We start from the raw sequence: 15,471 nt of genomic DNA on the forward strand, positions 1-15,471 counted from the left end.
GAGGGCGGCGTCAGCGCTCTTTAGCGGCACCACGGCAGGTTGTAGTAGTCGCAAGAGAAGGTATCGGAAAGAGCGTATTCCTTAACCTGCAGGTCGTCGCTGCTGGTCGTAGCTGTCGGTGCTGCGGTAGCGGCCGGGGCGCCGGTCAGCGCGCCCAGGGAAAGTGCTGCGGATGCAATGGTGGTAGCAAGAACAGAAGTGCGTCGAAACATTAGGTAGTACTCCGAAAGATATCTGCCTCGGCAAAGTGTCAGGGCTTTGTGGACTGCCGGACTTCGCCAGTGATTAATAAAGAAATCATAACTATTTAATCAAGAGTGTGAAGTGTGGAGGTCTCTCTACCTGCCCGCGCCTGGGGGTGGCCATTCGGCTACTCTCTGGTGTCTTTATGTAGGTGGGCTAGTGGCCGAAATGTTGATTGTCTAGTACCAAGTGGCCGACCGAGGCATTTTTGAATTGGTTCAAAAGGTGTAGTTCTAATGCGTTTAAATTGATCGCCGAAATCTTATTGTGGCGCCCATAATCGCTGGTCAGGGTCAATTAGATGTCGTATTTTCGCGTGGCAGAAATCGGTGAGATTCCATTTTTACTATGTGGATAATTGCTGCGGCCGTCGTAAAGCCAGTCGAAAATTTTCCATTACAAAACGCTGAATTTCGACTTACCTTTGCAGGTGTCAGTTCAAGTATTTCCTTACGAGTTGCTCGTCACATCCTGAAAGGATTTCGCCGTGAAGAAGACCCTGCTCTCCGGCTCCATTGCAGCCCTGGTTACCATGTCCTCGCTGGCTGTCGCCCCGATGGCCGAAGCTGCCCCAGCCCCTACCCCGGGCACCGTCGGTGGCACCTGCTCCGTTGAAGGCCAGTCCGGCCAGTCCCTGAAGATCACCGGCTCGAAGTTCGAGGTCGAAGGTACTGCGACTGTCGCTAACTACGGCGACACCGACCTGCCGCTGACCCAGACCCTGAAGGAGGGCAAGACCAAGTCCTGGAATGTCGGCGGTTCGGTCGACTTCGACCTGCTCAAGCTCTTCCATGTCACCTTTAGCGCCGGCTACCAGTCCACTCAGACCTGGGAAGTTGGCCAGACCCTCGGCCCGTACCCAGTCAAGCCTGGCTACACCGGTGTTCTGGAGTATGGCTTCCTGAACCAGTCCTTCGAAGGTACTCACCTGACCTGTAAGGGCGGAAAGTGGATCGACGCAGGTCGTCCGTACTGGGGCACCATCCCGAAGGAGCGCCACATTCGCGTTTCCATGCGCGCCAACGAAGCTGATCGCTCCGTCGACGGTGCTGCTCCGGCACAGGTCAAGGAGTACGCCGTCTAAGACGGGCTGAGCCTCTTTAAGACCTCGAAGCAGAAGGAAGTTTCTCCATGTTGAGCCTGAAAAAGAAGGCCCTGGCCTGCGCGGTGATGGGTGCAAGTCTTCTTGCACCAGGCATCGTTGGACAGGCCGCGGCGACCCCGCTGACCCAGACCCCTGACCAGGATGAGCACCACACCGGTTTCACCAATACGGATAAATGTGACCCGGTCAAGGATGCCAAGCGTCACCCCTGGGAACAGTGGATTACCGACGAATGGGACCGCTACAACGGCACTAACTCATTCACCAACCGCACTGACCGCCCTATTCAGTACACCCTCGAGGTGACAGAGGGAGTCAACGAGTCTGTGAAGGCCATGAGCTCCGGAAATATGTGGGACGTGTTCCTCCACGGGGTGAAGAACAAGTACGGCATCGTCGAGGTCAGTCAGTGGTCGGTTGGCGACAAGCTGGGCCCGGTGACCGTCAACCCCGGTGAGACCGTTCGCGCAGACTACGGCGTGCACATGAAGTCCTTCATTGGCCGTGTTCGCACCTGTGACCAGAAGACCGGCCTGTGGCGCGGTGAGCCCTACTTCGGTGAGTACAACGGCAAGGGGCCGTCGACTCGCTTCGTGGTCTGGCACAAGACCACCAAGGAGGGCGAGCACCGTCAGCAGTGGGCGCCTGTCAGCGGTAACTCCGGTGACGGCGGCCCGGCATCCGCCACGATTAACGACTAGGAGCAGTTATGAAAAAGCGTGTTGTCGCCATGTGCTTGACGACGGTCTTTGCGCTCGGACTCGGTGCTCCGACAGCGGTGGCCGCCCCGAATCCAGGAGCCGGTGAACCGTTCGCGCCGGAGGAGTGGGTACCAGTGCCCAAGCCGGCGGCAGTTGACCGCGGTCCGGCACCGGGAACCACTTGTGAAGCTCCGGGTTCGGTGGCTGAGTTCGTGGAAATCACCGGCTCTCGCTACGACGTTGAGGGCGTTGTTTCTACGAAGAATGACATCGGTGATGAGCCGATTCCGCTGACGCAGACCATCAAGGAGTCCAAGACCAAGAAGTGGTGGACCAATATCTCTGTCAGTGTGAAGGTCAGCAAGGAGCTCAACCGCAAGTACTCCTGGGAATACTCCCGAGAGATGGTTTGGAGCCTCGGGCAGAAGATCGGGCCATACGAAGTACGCAAGGGTGAAACTGGTCGTCTGAGCTGGGGATTCCTGGTTGACGAGTTCGCCGGACAGACTGTTCGCTGCAACGCCAACTCGAAGACGTGGGAGCCAATTGGGCGCACCTACTTCGGTGTGGCTCCGCGCGAGCGACATGTCGAGGTGACCATCCAGTAGTTACACAGTTCTCTCTCCACACTCAGCACGGGTAAAAGGGGCATATTCGCGAAAGTGAATATGCCCCTTTTTGCTATCCATCTCGGGCCTGCAAAGGCTCAATTCAGAGCCGCTAACCGGCCAAATCTCAGAGCCCCTGGTTATTCTGCGGCAGCGGATGCCGGCGGGTGGAAGCCTGCGTCTATTGCTTTCAGCGCCAGGTCCAGGCGAGAGGTAGCTCCAAACTTATTGAACATGCTGGAGAGGTGCTTCTTGATAGTGCCCGGCGACTTGCCGAGTTCCTTGGCGATGTCGTGGTTTGACTTACCGCGGCAGATCAGGCCGAGAACCTCTCGCTCGGCTTGAGTGATCTTGTACGAGGAAATGTTGCGGGACGGCAGAGTTTTAATCAGCCGAGTCGCAGAAATCGGCGAGATGACGGTGCCACCCTGGAAGACATCTTCAACGGTGCCAATGACAGATTCCGGGCGGGCAGTTTTGAGAATGTAGCCATTTCCGCCGAGACTCAAGATTTTCAGCATTGTTTCATCGGTATCAAATGAGGTGATAGCGATGAATTTCGGTGGATTCTCCACCTTCTTAATGCGCTCAAGTAGCTCAACGCCGTCCATGTTGGGCATATGAATATCGGTCAAAACTACGTCAACGCCACCACGGGCAATAATGTTGAGAGCTTCGTGGCCATCGCTGGCTTCATCGACCACGGTGATATGCGGTGCCTTCTTGAAATAGGTTCGCAGCGTCGAGAGTACGAGTGGGTCGTCGTCGACAATGAGAACCTTAATGTCAGACATCCGCGAACCTTTCATAGAAGTTATAAAAACCGAACAATATCTGTCATCGTGTGATATTACTACGCTAACCAGGACTTTTCGAGAGATATCTTCGTCACAGGCGGCTACTACATCAATCTTACGCTAGCGTAACCTACTGGTTGGTAGGTGGCATGTGGAGTTTGCAATTCCACACATTTCCTTCTCGTTCTGACGTGATGGAACCGTCCCACGGTCGCACTCGCCGATGCAGTGAGGAAAGCCCCAAACCGCTCGAGAGCATCGCCCGCGGCAGAAAATGCGGTAGCGCCTTCGATATCTGATTGCTGATGTCGAGCGTGAAGCCATCTTCCTCATTGCTCAGCGCCAGAATGTGAACGTTCGTTTGCGGTTCGCCGTACTTCTGAATGTTCGTGCAGAACTCCGACAGCGCCGGCGAGATAACCTCTGAAATCTGCGTCAAAGAGGGCTCGGTTTCAATCTTCGTGGCCAGCGAAACGTTAAACCCAGCTTCCTGCAGTTCATCCTTGGCCTGTTGGAGCACCTTGTTCATGCTGGGAACTCGCTCATCCTGGCCGATAGCTGAGGTCAAAGAACTCTCGTCGTCAGCTGATTTCAGCAATGAAAGCAACTGGCGAAGCTGTAGCAGGCCTTCTCGGGAGGTCTCTGCGATGTCCTCCAGGGATTCTTCAAGTTTTTCATCGGTCCCTTCTCGCTCGATGGCGAGCGCCTGCGCCAGCATGGTTACGCGAGTAAAGGACTTGGCAGTGGAGTCGTGCAGTACGGTCGCCAACTCAAGGCGTTGCTCTTCCAGAGCGCGGTTAGATTCAATCGTTGCCCGCCGGCGTTGTTCTTTGTAGCGACTGCGCATCATGCCGATGGCGTAGGCAATTACAAAAAGCAGTGTTGTCACAAAGGTCGCGACATGGTCACGTGCGAAAGTACTTGTGTTGACGTCGTAGTTTGAGATCACCAACAAGAGCAACGCAGTGATTCTCGCCGGCATCTTGTTGTTGTTAGCACGCATCACTTCCACGATGAGAAGCGCGCAGAAAATCTGCATTGGAGCCTGCTCTGTGGGAAGGAAAGTCAATGCCAAGAAATTCGCTGGGACAACCACCATGGCAAAAAGTGGCAGATAGGTCGCCACTGCAACAAGAATGACCTGAAGGCCACCGATAATGGTCGGCAACAACAGATCAGAGTTGCTCTCGCGGAAAATTAGCGCATCGAGAGCCGTGAGAACCAGCGCAATGACCATCTCCACTGACCCCGGAGTCCTCAGAAAGTCCCTTATCTGTGACAGCGATTTCTTAATCACTACGCCAAGACCTCTTTCCACACCACAACGCGGTCATCTCTAACGGGATGCAGTAATCAATATGCAGTAATCAATATATTGTCAGTGCGGTTGAGAGTGCCATTTGCATGATTAATGCCGTGGCGCAGGGACCGTCGTAAAGCACAAAAAATCCGCCCGGGAAGAATAACCTCTCGGGCGGATTCCTGTTTACTTAGCGAGCGCTACTTACGTCGCGCCGATCCTGGCAGCGGAACTCCGTGCTGGTTGCGCGGAAGGTTCTTAGCGCTTGCCGACGGCGCCTGCGTCTCCTCGGCTGGGGCCTCAGTGGCCTGCTCGGAGGAGGTGGCATCTTCCGCCGACTGCTGTTCGGTAACCTCTGGCTGCGCCGGAGCCTGCTCTGCCTCTGGCTGAGCAGGAGCCTCCTGAGCTTCGGTTTCCTCTGCTGCCGGGGCAGGGGTGCTGGCGACTGGCTTGGCCTTGCGTGCGCCACCCGGGATTGGAGCGCCCTTGCGTGCGCCGCCCGGAACCGGAGCACCGGATGCGGTCTTCGGCTGCTCAGCTGCTGGCTGGTCAGCTGCTGGCTGCTCGGACTCGGTGGCCGCTACTTCAGCAGCGGTGTCCTCGGCGGGAGCGGTTTCCTCGGCCTTCGGCTTGGCGGCCGGGGCTGCCTTCTTAGCACCACCTGGAACCGGGGCACCCTTGCGTGCGCCACCCGGAATCGGAGCGCCCTTGGTTGCCTTCGGAGCCTCAGCCGGAGCTTCGGTTTCTGCAGCTGCTGGCTCTGCCTGCGCGGCCGGCTTAGCGGCCTTGGCGCCGCCCGGAACTGGAGCGCCCTTCTTAGCGCCACCTGGAACCGGTGCGCCGGCCTTTGCTCCGCCTGGCTTCGGAGCGCCGCCCGGAGCTGGAGCACCCTTCTTGGCACCGCCTGGGGTCGGGGCGCCGCCCTTTGCACCACCTGGAACCGGGGCGCCGGCCTTGGCGCCGCCTGGCTTCGGAGCGCCACCCGGAGCAGGAGCACCCTTCTTGGCGCCACCCGGAGTTGGTGCGCCGGCCTTGGCACCGCCTGGCTTTGGAGCACCACCCGGAGTCGGAGCGCCCTTCTTGGCACCACCTGGGGTCGGGGCACCGCCCTTAGCGCCGCCTGGCTTCGGAGCACCACCCGGAGTCGGAGCGCCACCCTTGGCAGCAGCGCCTGCAGCAGCACCAGCAGCTGCGGCACCAGCGCCGGCAGCGGAAGCCTTCTCTGCCTTCTTCTTCTCGGCAGCCTCAGCCTTCTTGCGCTTAGCTTCCTCTTCCTCGAGGCGCTGACGCTCTTCCTCTTCAGCCTTCTTCGGATCGACCCAGCCACGCTCCGGCTGCTCAATCCACTCCGGTTCGCGTGCCTGCGGCAGCTCGCCGTCGACCTTCACGGAGTCGCGGAGCATCTGGGCGATGTCCAGGACCTCCGGCTTCTTCTCGTCGTCCTCGATGACGTTGTTGACGCCATCGTTCATCATCGTCTTACAGAACGGGCAGCCGATGGCAATTGCCTCAGCGCCGGTTCCGACAGCCTCTTCGGTGCGGTTTACGTTGATGCGCTGACCGATGGTCTCTTCCATCCACATGCGAGCGCCACCAGCACCACAGCAGAAGCCGGTGTTCTTATTACGTGGCATTTCGACGAGGTTGGCGCCGGACGCGCCAATCAGCTCACGCGGAGCTTCGAATACCTTGTTGTGGCGGCCCAGGAAGCATGGGTCGTGGTAGGTGACCTGGCGGCCCTGACCCGAAGCAACCGGCTGCAGGCGGTTAGCACGAACCAGCTTGTTCAGCAGCTGGGTGTGGTGGACAACTTCGTACTGTCCGCCCAGCTCCGGGTACTCGTTCTTGAAGGTGTTGAAGCAGTGCGCACAGGTGACGACAATCTTGCGCTGCTTAGGCGGCACACCGTCGAAGACCTCGTCGAGCTGCTCGATGTTCTGCTCAGCCAACATCTGGAAGAGGAATTCGTTACCAGCACGGCGAGCGGAGTCGCCAGTACAACCCTCGGCCTGGGAGAGCACAGCGTACTTCACACCTGCGGTGTAAAGCATCTCTGCAACAGCCTTGGTGGTCTTCTTCGCATTGTCGTCGTAAGCACCGGCACAACCGACCCAGAACAGGTACTCGGTATCGTCGAAGCTCTCGACATCCTCGCCCCAAATCGGGACAACGACGCCTTCCTTGCGGACCTCATTGATCCAGTCGGCGCGAGTGGAAGCGTTCTGGCCCCACGGGTTGCCCTTGGTCTCAAGGTTCTTGAACAGGCCAGCCAGCTCGGTCGGGAAGTCCGACTCCACCAGGACCTGGTAGCGACGCATATCAACGATGTGGTCGATGTGCTCAATGTCAACCGGGCACTGCTCAACACAGGCACCACAGTTGGTGCAGGACCACAGAACGTCCTGGTCGATGATGCCCTCGTCGCCGTCGCCAACCAGCGGCTTGGTCAGGAGTGCTGCGCCAGCACCTTCGCCCTCGCGAGCGGTTTCGATGGTCTCGCCAGCCAACAGGTACGGGGCAGAAGCGTAAGCGTGGTCACGCAGCTGGTTAACCAGCAGCTTCGGGGACAGCGGCTTGGAAGTGTTCCATGCCGGGCACTGCTCCTGGCAGCGACCACACTCGGTGCAGGAGGTGAAGTCCAGCAGAGCCTTCCAGGAGTGGTCGGTGACTACGCCGGTGCCCATGGAGTCAACCTCCGGGTCAGCCTCTTCCAGGTTCAGGATTTCGCCGTTAGAGGTCATCGGCTTAGCCCCAGCGAGGGCGTTGTAGCCGTCAGCGTTGCGCTTGAGCAGGATGTTGGCGAACGCCAGGAAGCGGTGCCATGCGACACCCCAAGTGAGGTTGCGGCCAACAACGAAGAGCCAGACCATACCGGACAGCAGCTTAATCAGCGCGAAGATGGACACCATGACTTCGGAGGCCGGCAGAATCTGTGCGATACCACCGGTGACGAAGTTCGCCCAGGTCCAGACCTCGGCGCCAGTGTTACCGTGGTCGCCGTAGGTAGCCAGCTTGGCAGCCTTGACGAACATCATGCCCAGGCCCTCGATGAGGACGACAGTCTCAACGAAGTAGGCAGCCTTGGCGTTGGAGCCGTAGAAGCGGCTCAGGCGCTCCTTGCCCAGGTTGGTCTGGCGGACGAGAATCAGTGCCAGGATGCCCAGGGTGGTGCCCAGACCGAGGATTTCGTCAATGAAGTGCCAGACCGTCCAGTCCTTCAGAAGAGGCCAACCGCCAGCGGGCCAGAAGGTCTGAATGTACGCCTCGAACCACACTAGGGAACCGAGGAGGAAGCCCACCATGACGAACCAGTGAGCCACAGCAACGCCGGGCTTCTTGGCCATCTTGGTGTGACCGACGATCTCTCGGATCATGGTCCAAATACGGGTTCCCCATTCACCGGTGTGACCGTACGTCTTTTGGCCCACCATGATGGTCTTCACCATATGGGTGAATCCCTTAATAAAGATGAACCAGCAGGGCAGGGACAACAGGACGCCAATAACGCCGACTGCGACGGTGAATCCAGTAGATTCCGGAATCGCCGTGTCAGCCGTCGCCGCGGCGAGGTTGAGCACGCTCATAATGTTCCTTCTAGGCTGGCTCAGCCAGGGTGATGGCTGAGTGAAAATAGTTCTCTTGTGAGTTGTATCACGAGCCACGGACGCGTACATAACTAACGCCGTAATTAGTGCTGAAATCATGGCTATGTGGTGTAACCTGCGCATTTTCGGCGATTTTCGCAACGAATGGGTTTCTTAATTCCGCCCGCTGATCATGCTCTAAATATATTCCATTAGAAAAATAAGGGTGTACAGGGTGGCGTGCGTCACTTTATGCTGACTTTTGCGCTCCACAGTTTTACAAACGAAACGAAATACGCTAATGCAAACTGTTTTCAAAAAGTGTGGGGTTGTACGTCAGTTGTTTTCCGACTAATCAAGGAGTTGATTGATCATGACCTCCGTGCAGTCAGACCGTGTCCGTTCCGGGCAATCCTCCCAGTTCACCGCCGCAGTTGTTGATGAATTTGGGCCAAACCTCAATGTTCGCGATGTCGATCTGCCAAAGCCGGGGCCGAATCAGGCGCTCGTGAAGTTGATTGCCTCCGGCGTCTGTCACACTGACTTGCATGCGACAGAGGGGGACTGGCCGGTCAAGCCGGAGCCGCCTTTCATTCCGGGGCATGAGGGAATCGGCGAGGTGGTCGAGCTTGGCCCTGGAAAGCATTCGGTCAGCGTGGGTGACATTGTCGGCAATGCATGGCTGTGGTCCGCGTGTGGTGACTGTGAGTACTGCCGGACCGGCCGCGAGACTCAGTGCAACGACGCCGAGTATGGCGGCTATACCCAGGACGGTTCCTTTGGCGAGTACATGCTGGTCGACACGCGGTATGCTGCTCGCATACCGGAGGGCGTGGACTACCTGGAGGCCGCGCCGATTCTCTGCGCCGGCGTGACTGTATATAAGGGCCTCAAGGTTTCCGAGACGAAGCCGGGGCAGTTTATGGTGGTTTCTGGCGTCGGTGGATTGGGGCATTTGGCGGTCCAATACGCCAAGGCGATGGGTATGCGCGTAATTGCCGTGGATATCGCGGAAGACAAACTCGACCACGCAAAGGAGTGGGGTGCCGAGTTCGTTGTGAACGCTAAGGATGAGGATCCGGTCCAGGCGGTTCAGGCCTATACCGATGGTGGGGCTCACGGCATTCTGGTCACTGCTGTCCATAGGGGTGCGTTCGGCCAGGCGCTTGGCATGGCGCGCCGCGATGGAACCATTGTTTTCAATGGCCTTCCGCCGGGGGAGTTCCCAGCGAGCGTGTTCGACATTGTCTTCCGCAATCTCACTATTCGTGGTTCGCTCGTCGGCACGCGTCAGGATATGGCCGAGGCTCTCGACTTCTACGCCCGCGGGCTGGTCAAGCCGACAGTTAAGGAGTGCTCGCTGCACGAAATTAACGATGTCTTCGAGCTGATGCGGCAGGGCAAGATTGATGGTCGCATGGCCATTCGCTACTAGTCCTAGGCTCTAGTCGGCGCCTCTATTTCTCGACCGCCCGTCTCATCTGGTCCGCAGATAGCCATACTCCGAAAAGGTCGCCGTCGGGTCTGAATCGCTTGCCGACGCTCACGTCAACGGGCACCGGTTCAAATCCGAAGGCTTCGACTGTTGCTCGTGCGGCCTCGAGGGCCGCAGGGTCTGTCGACATGACTGCAATCGCTCGGCGCGGTGCGCCCTCGGCGATCTCTTCCGGGGTTCGGTAATCGCTAATCAGTTCCTCGTAAGAGACGTGGTTTAGTGTCTTGGCGATGTGGGCCCCTGGGAATCGCTTGGCGAGGTCCGCCGTTGTTACGGACTCTGGGGAGTCGGTTCCGGTGGCCTCCCAGGGGGTGGTGGCGCTCTTGGCCCCGGGGTGGCCTCGCCTGCCCCCCCCAGAAACATTTTTGCCAGCTTTTTGTAGGAAGTAGCGCCGAATTCGCGGTTACTTCCTACAAAAAGCTGGCAAAAAGTACTTGGGTCGCGCCGCCGCGCCTCGCACCCAACGCCGCCGCGCGCTCTTACGAGTTGGTGAAGTTTGCCTCGCGCTTTTCAGTGAAAGCGGCCATGCCTTCCTTCTGGTCATTGGAGGAGAACAGGGAGTGGAAGGTGCGACGCTCAAAGAGCAGTCCCTGCGACAGCGTCATTTCGTAGGCCTGGTTGATCTGTTCCTTAATCTGGGTAGTGGCAACCAGCGACTTCGACGCAATGGTGTCGGCGACCTTCAGGGCCTCGTCGAGAAGCGCTTCCGGCTCGACGACGCGGGCGACCAGACCCGCGCATTCAGCTTCTTCGGCGCCCATCATGCGGCCGGTGAGGCACATCTCCATTGCCTTAGCCTTGCCGATTGCGCGGGTGAGACGCTGCGAGCCGCCCATGCCCGGAGAGATACCGAGGTTGACTTCAGGCTGACCGAACTTGGCCTTAGCGCCAGCGATGATGAAGTCCGCCATCATAGCGACCTCGCAGCCACCGCCCAGGGCATAGCCATTGACGGCGGCGATAACTGGAGTGCGGACGGAAGTTAGAACGTCCCAACGTGCGAACCAGTCGGAGACGTACATCTCGGTGCCGGACTTCTCCGCCATCTCCTTGATATCCGCACCTGCGGCGAAGGCCTTTTCGGAGCCGGTAATGATAATCGCGCCGATGCCGGAGTCGCGGTCGAAGGAGGTAGCTGCGGCGCCGACCTCTTCCATGGTCTTGTGGTTCAGGGCATTCAGTGCCTTCGGGCGGTTCAGGGTGATAATGCCGACGCGACCTCGGGTTTCGGTAAGGATGTTTTCGTAGGTGGTCATTAGATACTCCTTTGGGATGGCTTGAGTTTGGTGAAAGTTGTGTATGTAGCCCGCAATTCCAAAATCTGAAGAACGTGGCTGCGGCTTGAAAAGTCTTTCCTGTATGCGAGGGTACCTGCGGTAGCGGGTGTCGTCAGGCTGTTTGAGCTGATAGGTGCAGGGTGGGGCGAGTTGGTGTCTTTTAGTGCTCGATGTGCCGGTGGCCATATTGGCTAACTAGACAGCTTTGTCTATATACTTCGCTTTATGTCGAACAAGAACACCGCAAACACGCACGAACTATGGGACATTGCTCGCAAGCTTCGGGAAAACCACACCTATGTTGACTTGACTCACGCGTTTCACGCCGGTCAGCCGAAATTCCCTGCGCTTCCCGACGAACAGCGAACACGGCTTTTCACCGTTGCTGAGCATGGATTTGAAATCGACCAGTATCAGTTTGTTGGCCAGTGGGGTACGCATGTGGATCCGCCTGTGCATTTCGTCCAAGAGACGAGAACTCTTGACAATATTGGCGTCGAGCAGATGATCCTGCCTTTGGTCGTCCTAGATTTCACTGCTGAAGTCGCTCGGGATAATGATTTCTCCCCTTCGATTGCTGATGTCGAGGCGTGGGAGGAACGCAATGGTTTGATTCCGGGCGGTGCATTTGTCGCATTTCGCAGTGACTGGTCAAAGCGGTGGCCTGACGCTGAGGCAATGGCCAATGCGGATGAAGAGGGCGTGACTCACTACCCAGGATGGAACGTTGAGGTTGTCGAATGGTTGATAGACAACCGTGGCGTTGTGGCGATTGGGCACGAGACCACTGATACGGACCCCGGCATCGTGGCTCATGGTGGCAGCTTGCCGACGGAACTCTATCTATTAGGGCGTGACCGATGGCAGATTGAACTTCTGGCTGGGCTCGACCAGGTGCCGGAAACGGGGGCTCTCGTGGTTGCCTCCTGGCCGAAGCCAAAGGATGGGACGGGGTTCCCAGCTCGAGTTTTTGCTGTTTTGCCAGTGTAATCCTCCCACTGCCTTCGAACGGTTTTCGAATACGCCATAAAGCTTCGCCTAACTCAATCCGAGCCTAGATGCGTGATTCAGCCGTCATTGTTTGAGAGCTTTGCATTGTCCGTTCACTGCGTCGACCGAAACGACGAGCCGACAGCACGGATTATCCTCCGGCGTGCATTGTCAAGATCGGCCGGCTCTATGTGCTCGCATGGGGTGAGCTCTGTGAAGGCATGGGCGGCAGTGCCGCGGTGAAGGCGGATTCCCGAGTGGCAATCCGCCTGTGGTCTTAACCTCGCTTGCGCAGTGAAACTACCAATGCGGCAATACCGGTCAGCGCGCCCACGAGGCCGAGCCCCAGGCCCCAGCCGCCAAGCGTGCTGCTCGAATCCTCGCTGGTAGCAGCTGCGGAATGCTCCACGTCGTCTGAGCGGCTATCGCCGTGGTTTGTCTCGCTGGTGCCATGGTTGTGGCTGTGGTCGTGGCCGTGGCTATGTTCATTGTCTTCCGACTTCTCAATCAGCTCCACAGTTGGAACCGGGTAGTCACTATCGTGGTCCTTTTCAGCCCAGTTCATCGAACCCTTTTCACAGGTTTGCAGCGTCGGCACCTCAACTGTCGACGGCTTTGCGTCATCAGCCACCTTCACGCTGAGCGTCAGAGAATCCTTCAGGTCCGACGGCAGTGGAGTCTTTGCGGTGTAGATGACCTTCTGCACCTTTTCATTCTTGCCAGAGCCGGTCGACTCCTTGGTGACATCCCAGTTCGCGTTCACGTTCGGCGTAACCTTTTCGAACTCCTCCGGGATGGTGAACTCGACCTTCGTCGTCGGCGAACCGTCGCAGCCATGGCCGACCCCGAAAGCCAGATCCGCGTAGCCGCCAATCGGGGCAGACGACGGGGTTGCATGCACATGTGCGGATGCAATGGCAGGGAAGGCGAGGGTTAGTGCGGCGCTTGCCGACGCTACTGCGAGCCCACGGAAAAAGGGGAAATGGTGTCGCTGTGCATTCTGAGGCACGAAAAACTCCTAAATAAGTGGGATGAATTCTTGGCTCAATCGCCCCGTAAATGGGGAGAATTTAGACATGTATTAGTGGAGCCGCCAGAGCTGATTCGGTGTCAGGCCATGGGGTAACAAGGGCATGGCCTGTTGATGAGCCGGTGGCTGCAAAACACGTCAGGGGATTAGTCGGTTCGCTGTGCAGGAAAGTTCCCAGGGCTAGTGCTAGGAAATTCTTTGTCCCCCTGGAGTCCAGAGGCAGGATTCTGTATAGAAAATTGCGCTGTCGGCTACCGTGAGTGGCTTTAGAGCATAGTCTTGTAAAAATCTTTTATCGCGGTGACCTGCGGTGATGACGGTTTTTTTAGAAAAGTTGAGTTGGGTGGGAATAACTTTGCCCCATAGTCCGTTGCACAGCATGACAAACATTGAGTCGGACACACTCAAGTTTGCTTGACAGATTTTCTACGGCAATGCAGACTTGAGCGCGTAAGACTTAAGGGCAATTCTTTTACTCTTCTAGAAAGGTATTCATCATGGGACGCGCTGTTGGTATTGACTTGGGTACGACGAACTCCTGTGTCTCCGTCCTCGAGGGCGGCGAGGCTCAGGTGATTGCGAACGCTGAGGGTTCGCGCACCACTCCGTCGGTGGTTGCATTTGCAAAGAATGGTGAGGTCCTGGTTGGCCAGTCCGCTAAGAACCAGGCTGTCACTAACGTTGATCGCACTATTCGTTCGGTCAAGCGCCACATGGGTACTGACTGGAGCATCGAGATCGATGACAAGAAGTACACTCCGCAGGAGATTTCCGCTCGTACGCTGATGAAGCTGAAGCGCGACGCTGAGTCTTACCTGGGTGACGACGTCACTGATGCGGTTATTACCGTTCCGGCTTACTTCAACGATGCTGAGCGTCAGGCGACCAAGGAAGCGGGTCAGATTGCTGGCCTGAACGTTCTGCGCATTGTTAATGAGCCGACTGCTGCTGCACTTGCTTACGGCCTGGAGAAGTCCGACAAGGAGCAGACCATTCTGGTCTTCGACCTCGGTGGTGGTACCTTCGACGTTTCCCTGCTGGAGATTGGCGACGGTGTTGTTGAGGTTCGCGCAACTGCTGGTGACAACAAGCTCGGTGGCGATGACTGGGATCAGCGCATCGTTGACTGGTTGGTTGAGAAGTTCCAGTCCAGCAACGGCATCGACCTGACCAAGGACAAGATGGCTCTGCAGCGTCTGCGTGAGGCTGCTGAGAAGGCCAAGATTGAGCTGTCCTCCTCGCAGCAGGCATCTATCAACCTGCCGTACATCACCGTTGATGCTGACAAGAACCCGCTGTTCCTGGACGAGACCCTGTCCCGTACTGAGTTCCAGCGCATCACCTCCGATTTGCTTGATCGCACTCGTAAGCCGTTCCAGCAGGTCATTGCTGACGCTGATGTTCCGGTTTCCGACATCGACCACGTCGTGCTGGTCGGTGGTTCCACCCGTATGCCGGCAGTCTCTGAGCTGGTCAAGGAACTGACCGGTGGTCGTGAGCCGAACAAGGGTGTTAACCCGGACGAGGTTGTCGCAGTTGGTGCTGCTCTGCAGGCCGGCGTTCTGCGCGGTGAGGTCAAGGACGTGCTGCTGCTCGACGTCACCCCGCTGTCGCTGGGTATTGAGACCAAGGGCGGTGTCATGACCAAGCTGATTGAGCGCAACACCACTATCCCGACCAAGCGTTCGGAGACCTTCACCACTGCTGAAGACAACCAGCCGAGCGTTCAGATTCAGGTCTTCCAGGGTGAGCGTGAGATGGCTGCTGCCAACAAGCTGCTGGGCTCCTTCGAGCTGGGCGGTATCGCTCCGGCGCCGCGTGGTGTCCCGCAGATTGAGGTCACCTTCGACATCGACGCTAACGGCATTGTCCACGTCACCGCTAAGGACAAGGGCACTGGTAAGGAAAACACGATCACCATCCAGGACGGCTCCGGCCTCTCCAAGGAGGAGATCGACCAGATGATCAAGGACGCTGAGAAGCACGCTGACGAGGACAAGAAGCGCCGCGAGGAGCAGGAAGTCCGCAACTCGGCTGAGTCCATGGCTTACCAGACCCGCAAGTTCGCATCGGAGAACGAGGACAAGGTCTCCCAGGACATCCGCGACCGCGTTGAAGAGGCTGCCAAGGAAGTCGACGAGGCTCTGAAGGGCTCCGACATCGAGGCCATCAAGTCCGCCGTCGAGAAGCTGTCCACTGAGAGCCAGGAGATGGGTAAGGCTATCTACGAGGCTCAGGCAGCTGAGGGTGCAACCGCAGCCGAGGGTGCTGAGGCCGCTGACGCTGACGACAACGTCGTTGACGCTGAGGTCGTCGACGAGGATGAGAAGGACAAGTAAGA

General features: G+C 57.7%; 12 protein-coding genes. 6 read left to right on the plus strand and 6 right to left on the minus strand.

Annotated elements, in window-relative coordinates; genetic code table 11:
• Window positions 1–20: 20 nt before the first annotated feature.
• Window positions 21–212 carry a hypothetical protein gene (locus tag CHU70_RS02535; RefSeq protein WP_048734418.1) on the minus strand — a complete coding sequence of 64 codons (192 nt, stop codon included), beginning with the start codon at window positions 210–212 and terminating at the stop codon, window positions 21–23.
• Window positions 213–730: 518 nt separating this feature from the next.
• On the opposite strand from CHU70_RS02535, the gene CHU70_RS02540 reads away from it, so the two are divergent.
• From CHU70_RS02540 to CHU70_RS02550, 3 genes are read left to right on the plus strand one after another with little or no spacing between them, the layout of a single operon-like run.
• On the plus strand, window positions 731–1,327 hold the full coding sequence (locus CHU70_RS02540) for a hypothetical protein (protein ID WP_048734421.1): 597 nt from the start codon (window positions 731–733) through the stop codon (window positions 1,325–1,327).
• A gap of 47 nt (window positions 1,328–1,374) precedes the next feature.
• Window positions 1,375–2,049, plus strand: coding sequence for a hypothetical protein (locus CHU70_RS02545; RefSeq protein ID WP_005511744.1), 675 nt, complete (start codon window positions 1,375–1,377; stop codon window positions 2,047–2,049).
• An 8-nt stretch (window positions 2,050–2,057) separates the two neighbouring features.
• Complete coding sequence (locus CHU70_RS02550) at window positions 2,058–2,657, plus strand: hypothetical protein (RefSeq protein WP_016421572.1); 600 nt, start codon at window positions 2,058–2,060, stop codon at window positions 2,655–2,657.
• A 140-nt stretch (window positions 2,658–2,797) separates the two neighbouring features.
• Here CHU70_RS02550 and CHU70_RS02555 read toward each other — a convergent pair whose 3' ends face one another.
• From CHU70_RS02555 to CHU70_RS02565, 3 genes are all read right to left on the minus strand, one after another.
• A complete protein-coding gene (locus tag CHU70_RS02555; protein WP_016421571.1) occupies window positions 2,798–3,451 on the minus strand; it encodes a response regulator transcription factor in 654 nt (217 codons plus the stop codon).
• Window positions 3,452–3,584: 133 nt separating this feature from the next.
• Entirely contained in the window at window positions 3,585–4,691 is a 1,107-nt protein-coding gene (locus tag CHU70_RS02560) for a histidine kinase (protein ID WP_222865557.1), read from the minus strand.
• 263 nt (window positions 4,692–4,954) lie between these two features.
• A complete protein-coding gene (locus CHU70_RS02565; protein WP_147739746.1) occupies window positions 4,955–8,338 on the minus strand; it encodes a heterodisulfide reductase-related iron-sulfur binding cluster in 3,384 nt (1,127 codons plus the stop codon).
• 373 nt (window positions 8,339–8,711) lie between these two features.
• On the opposite strand from CHU70_RS02565, the gene adhP reads away from it, so the two are divergent.
• Window positions 8,712–9,773, plus strand: a complete 1,062-nt coding sequence (gene adhP, locus CHU70_RS02570) for an alcohol dehydrogenase AdhP (RefSeq protein ID WP_070767112.1) — start codon at window positions 8,712–8,714, stop codon at window positions 9,771–9,773.
• 539 nt (window positions 9,774–10,312) lie between these two features.
• On the opposite strand, the gene CHU70_RS02575 is transcribed toward adhP, so the two are convergent.
• Window positions 10,313–11,089, minus strand: coding sequence for an enoyl-CoA hydratase (locus CHU70_RS02575; protein WP_101687927.1), 777 nt, complete (start codon window positions 11,087–11,089; stop codon window positions 10,313–10,315).
• Between the two features lie 246 nt (window positions 11,090–11,335).
• On the opposite strand from CHU70_RS02575, the gene CHU70_RS02580 reads away from it, so the two are divergent.
• Window positions 11,336–12,100: a cyclase family protein gene (locus CHU70_RS02580; protein WP_049171735.1), complete on the plus strand. Its 765-nt coding sequence runs from the start codon at window positions 11,336–11,338 to the stop codon at window positions 12,098–12,100.
• Between the two features lie 277 nt (window positions 12,101–12,377).
• On the opposite strand, the gene CHU70_RS02585 is transcribed toward CHU70_RS02580, so the two are convergent.
• Entirely contained in the window at window positions 12,378–13,109 is a 732-nt protein-coding gene (locus tag CHU70_RS02585; RefSeq protein WP_049171733.1) for a YcnI family protein, read from the minus strand.
• 518 nt (window positions 13,110–13,627) lie between these two features.
• Between CHU70_RS02585 and dnaK the strand changes: the two genes are divergently transcribed.
• Complete coding sequence (gene dnaK, locus CHU70_RS02590) at window positions 13,628–15,469, plus strand: molecular chaperone DnaK (RefSeq protein ID WP_016421564.1); 1,842 nt, start codon at window positions 13,628–13,630, stop codon at window positions 15,467–15,469.
• Window positions 15,470–15,471 lie beyond the last annotated feature (2 nt).

Source organism: Corynebacterium sp. LK10, from assembly GCF_008042455.1.
Lineage (GTDB): Bacteria > Actinomycetota > Actinomycetes > Mycobacteriales > Mycobacteriaceae > Corynebacterium > Corynebacterium jeikeium_D.

Excerpts from the sequence above, each read along its gene's own strand:
- CHU70_RS02550 (WP_016421572.1), top strand. The coding sequence starts at position 2,058 with ATGAAAAAGCGTGTTGTCGCCATGTGCTTGACGACGGTCTTTGCGCTC.
- CHU70_RS02535 (WP_048734418.1), bottom strand. The coding sequence starts at position 212 with ATGTTTCGACGCACTTCTGTTCTTGCTACCACCATTGCATCCGCAGCA.
- CHU70_RS02580 (WP_049171735.1), top strand. The coding sequence starts at position 11,336 with ATGTCGAACAAGAACACCGCAAACACGCACGAACTATGGGACATTGCT.
- CHU70_RS02575 (WP_101687927.1), bottom strand. The coding sequence starts at position 11,089 with ATGACCACCTACGAAAACATCCTTACCGAAACCCGAGGTCGCGTCGGC.
- CHU70_RS02560 (WP_222865557.1), bottom strand. The coding sequence starts at position 4,691 with ATGGTCATTGCGCTGGTTCTCACGGCTCTCGATGCGCTAATTTTCCGC.
- CHU70_RS02555 (WP_016421571.1), bottom strand. The coding sequence starts at position 3,451 with ATGTCTGACATTAAGGTTCTCATTGTCGACGACGACCCACTCGTACTC.
- dnaK (WP_016421564.1), top strand. The coding sequence starts at position 13,628 with ATGGGACGCGCTGTTGGTATTGACTTGGGTACGACGAACTCCTGTGTC.
- CHU70_RS02545 (WP_005511744.1), top strand. The coding sequence starts at position 1,375 with ATGTTGAGCCTGAAAAAGAAGGCCCTGGCCTGCGCGGTGATGGGTGCA.
- adhP (WP_070767112.1), top strand. The coding sequence starts at position 8,712 with ATGACCTCCGTGCAGTCAGACCGTGTCCGTTCCGGGCAATCCTCCCAG.
- CHU70_RS02565 (WP_147739746.1), bottom strand. The coding sequence starts at position 8,338 with ATGAGCGTGCTCAACCTCGCCGCGGCGACGGCTGACACGGCGATTCCG.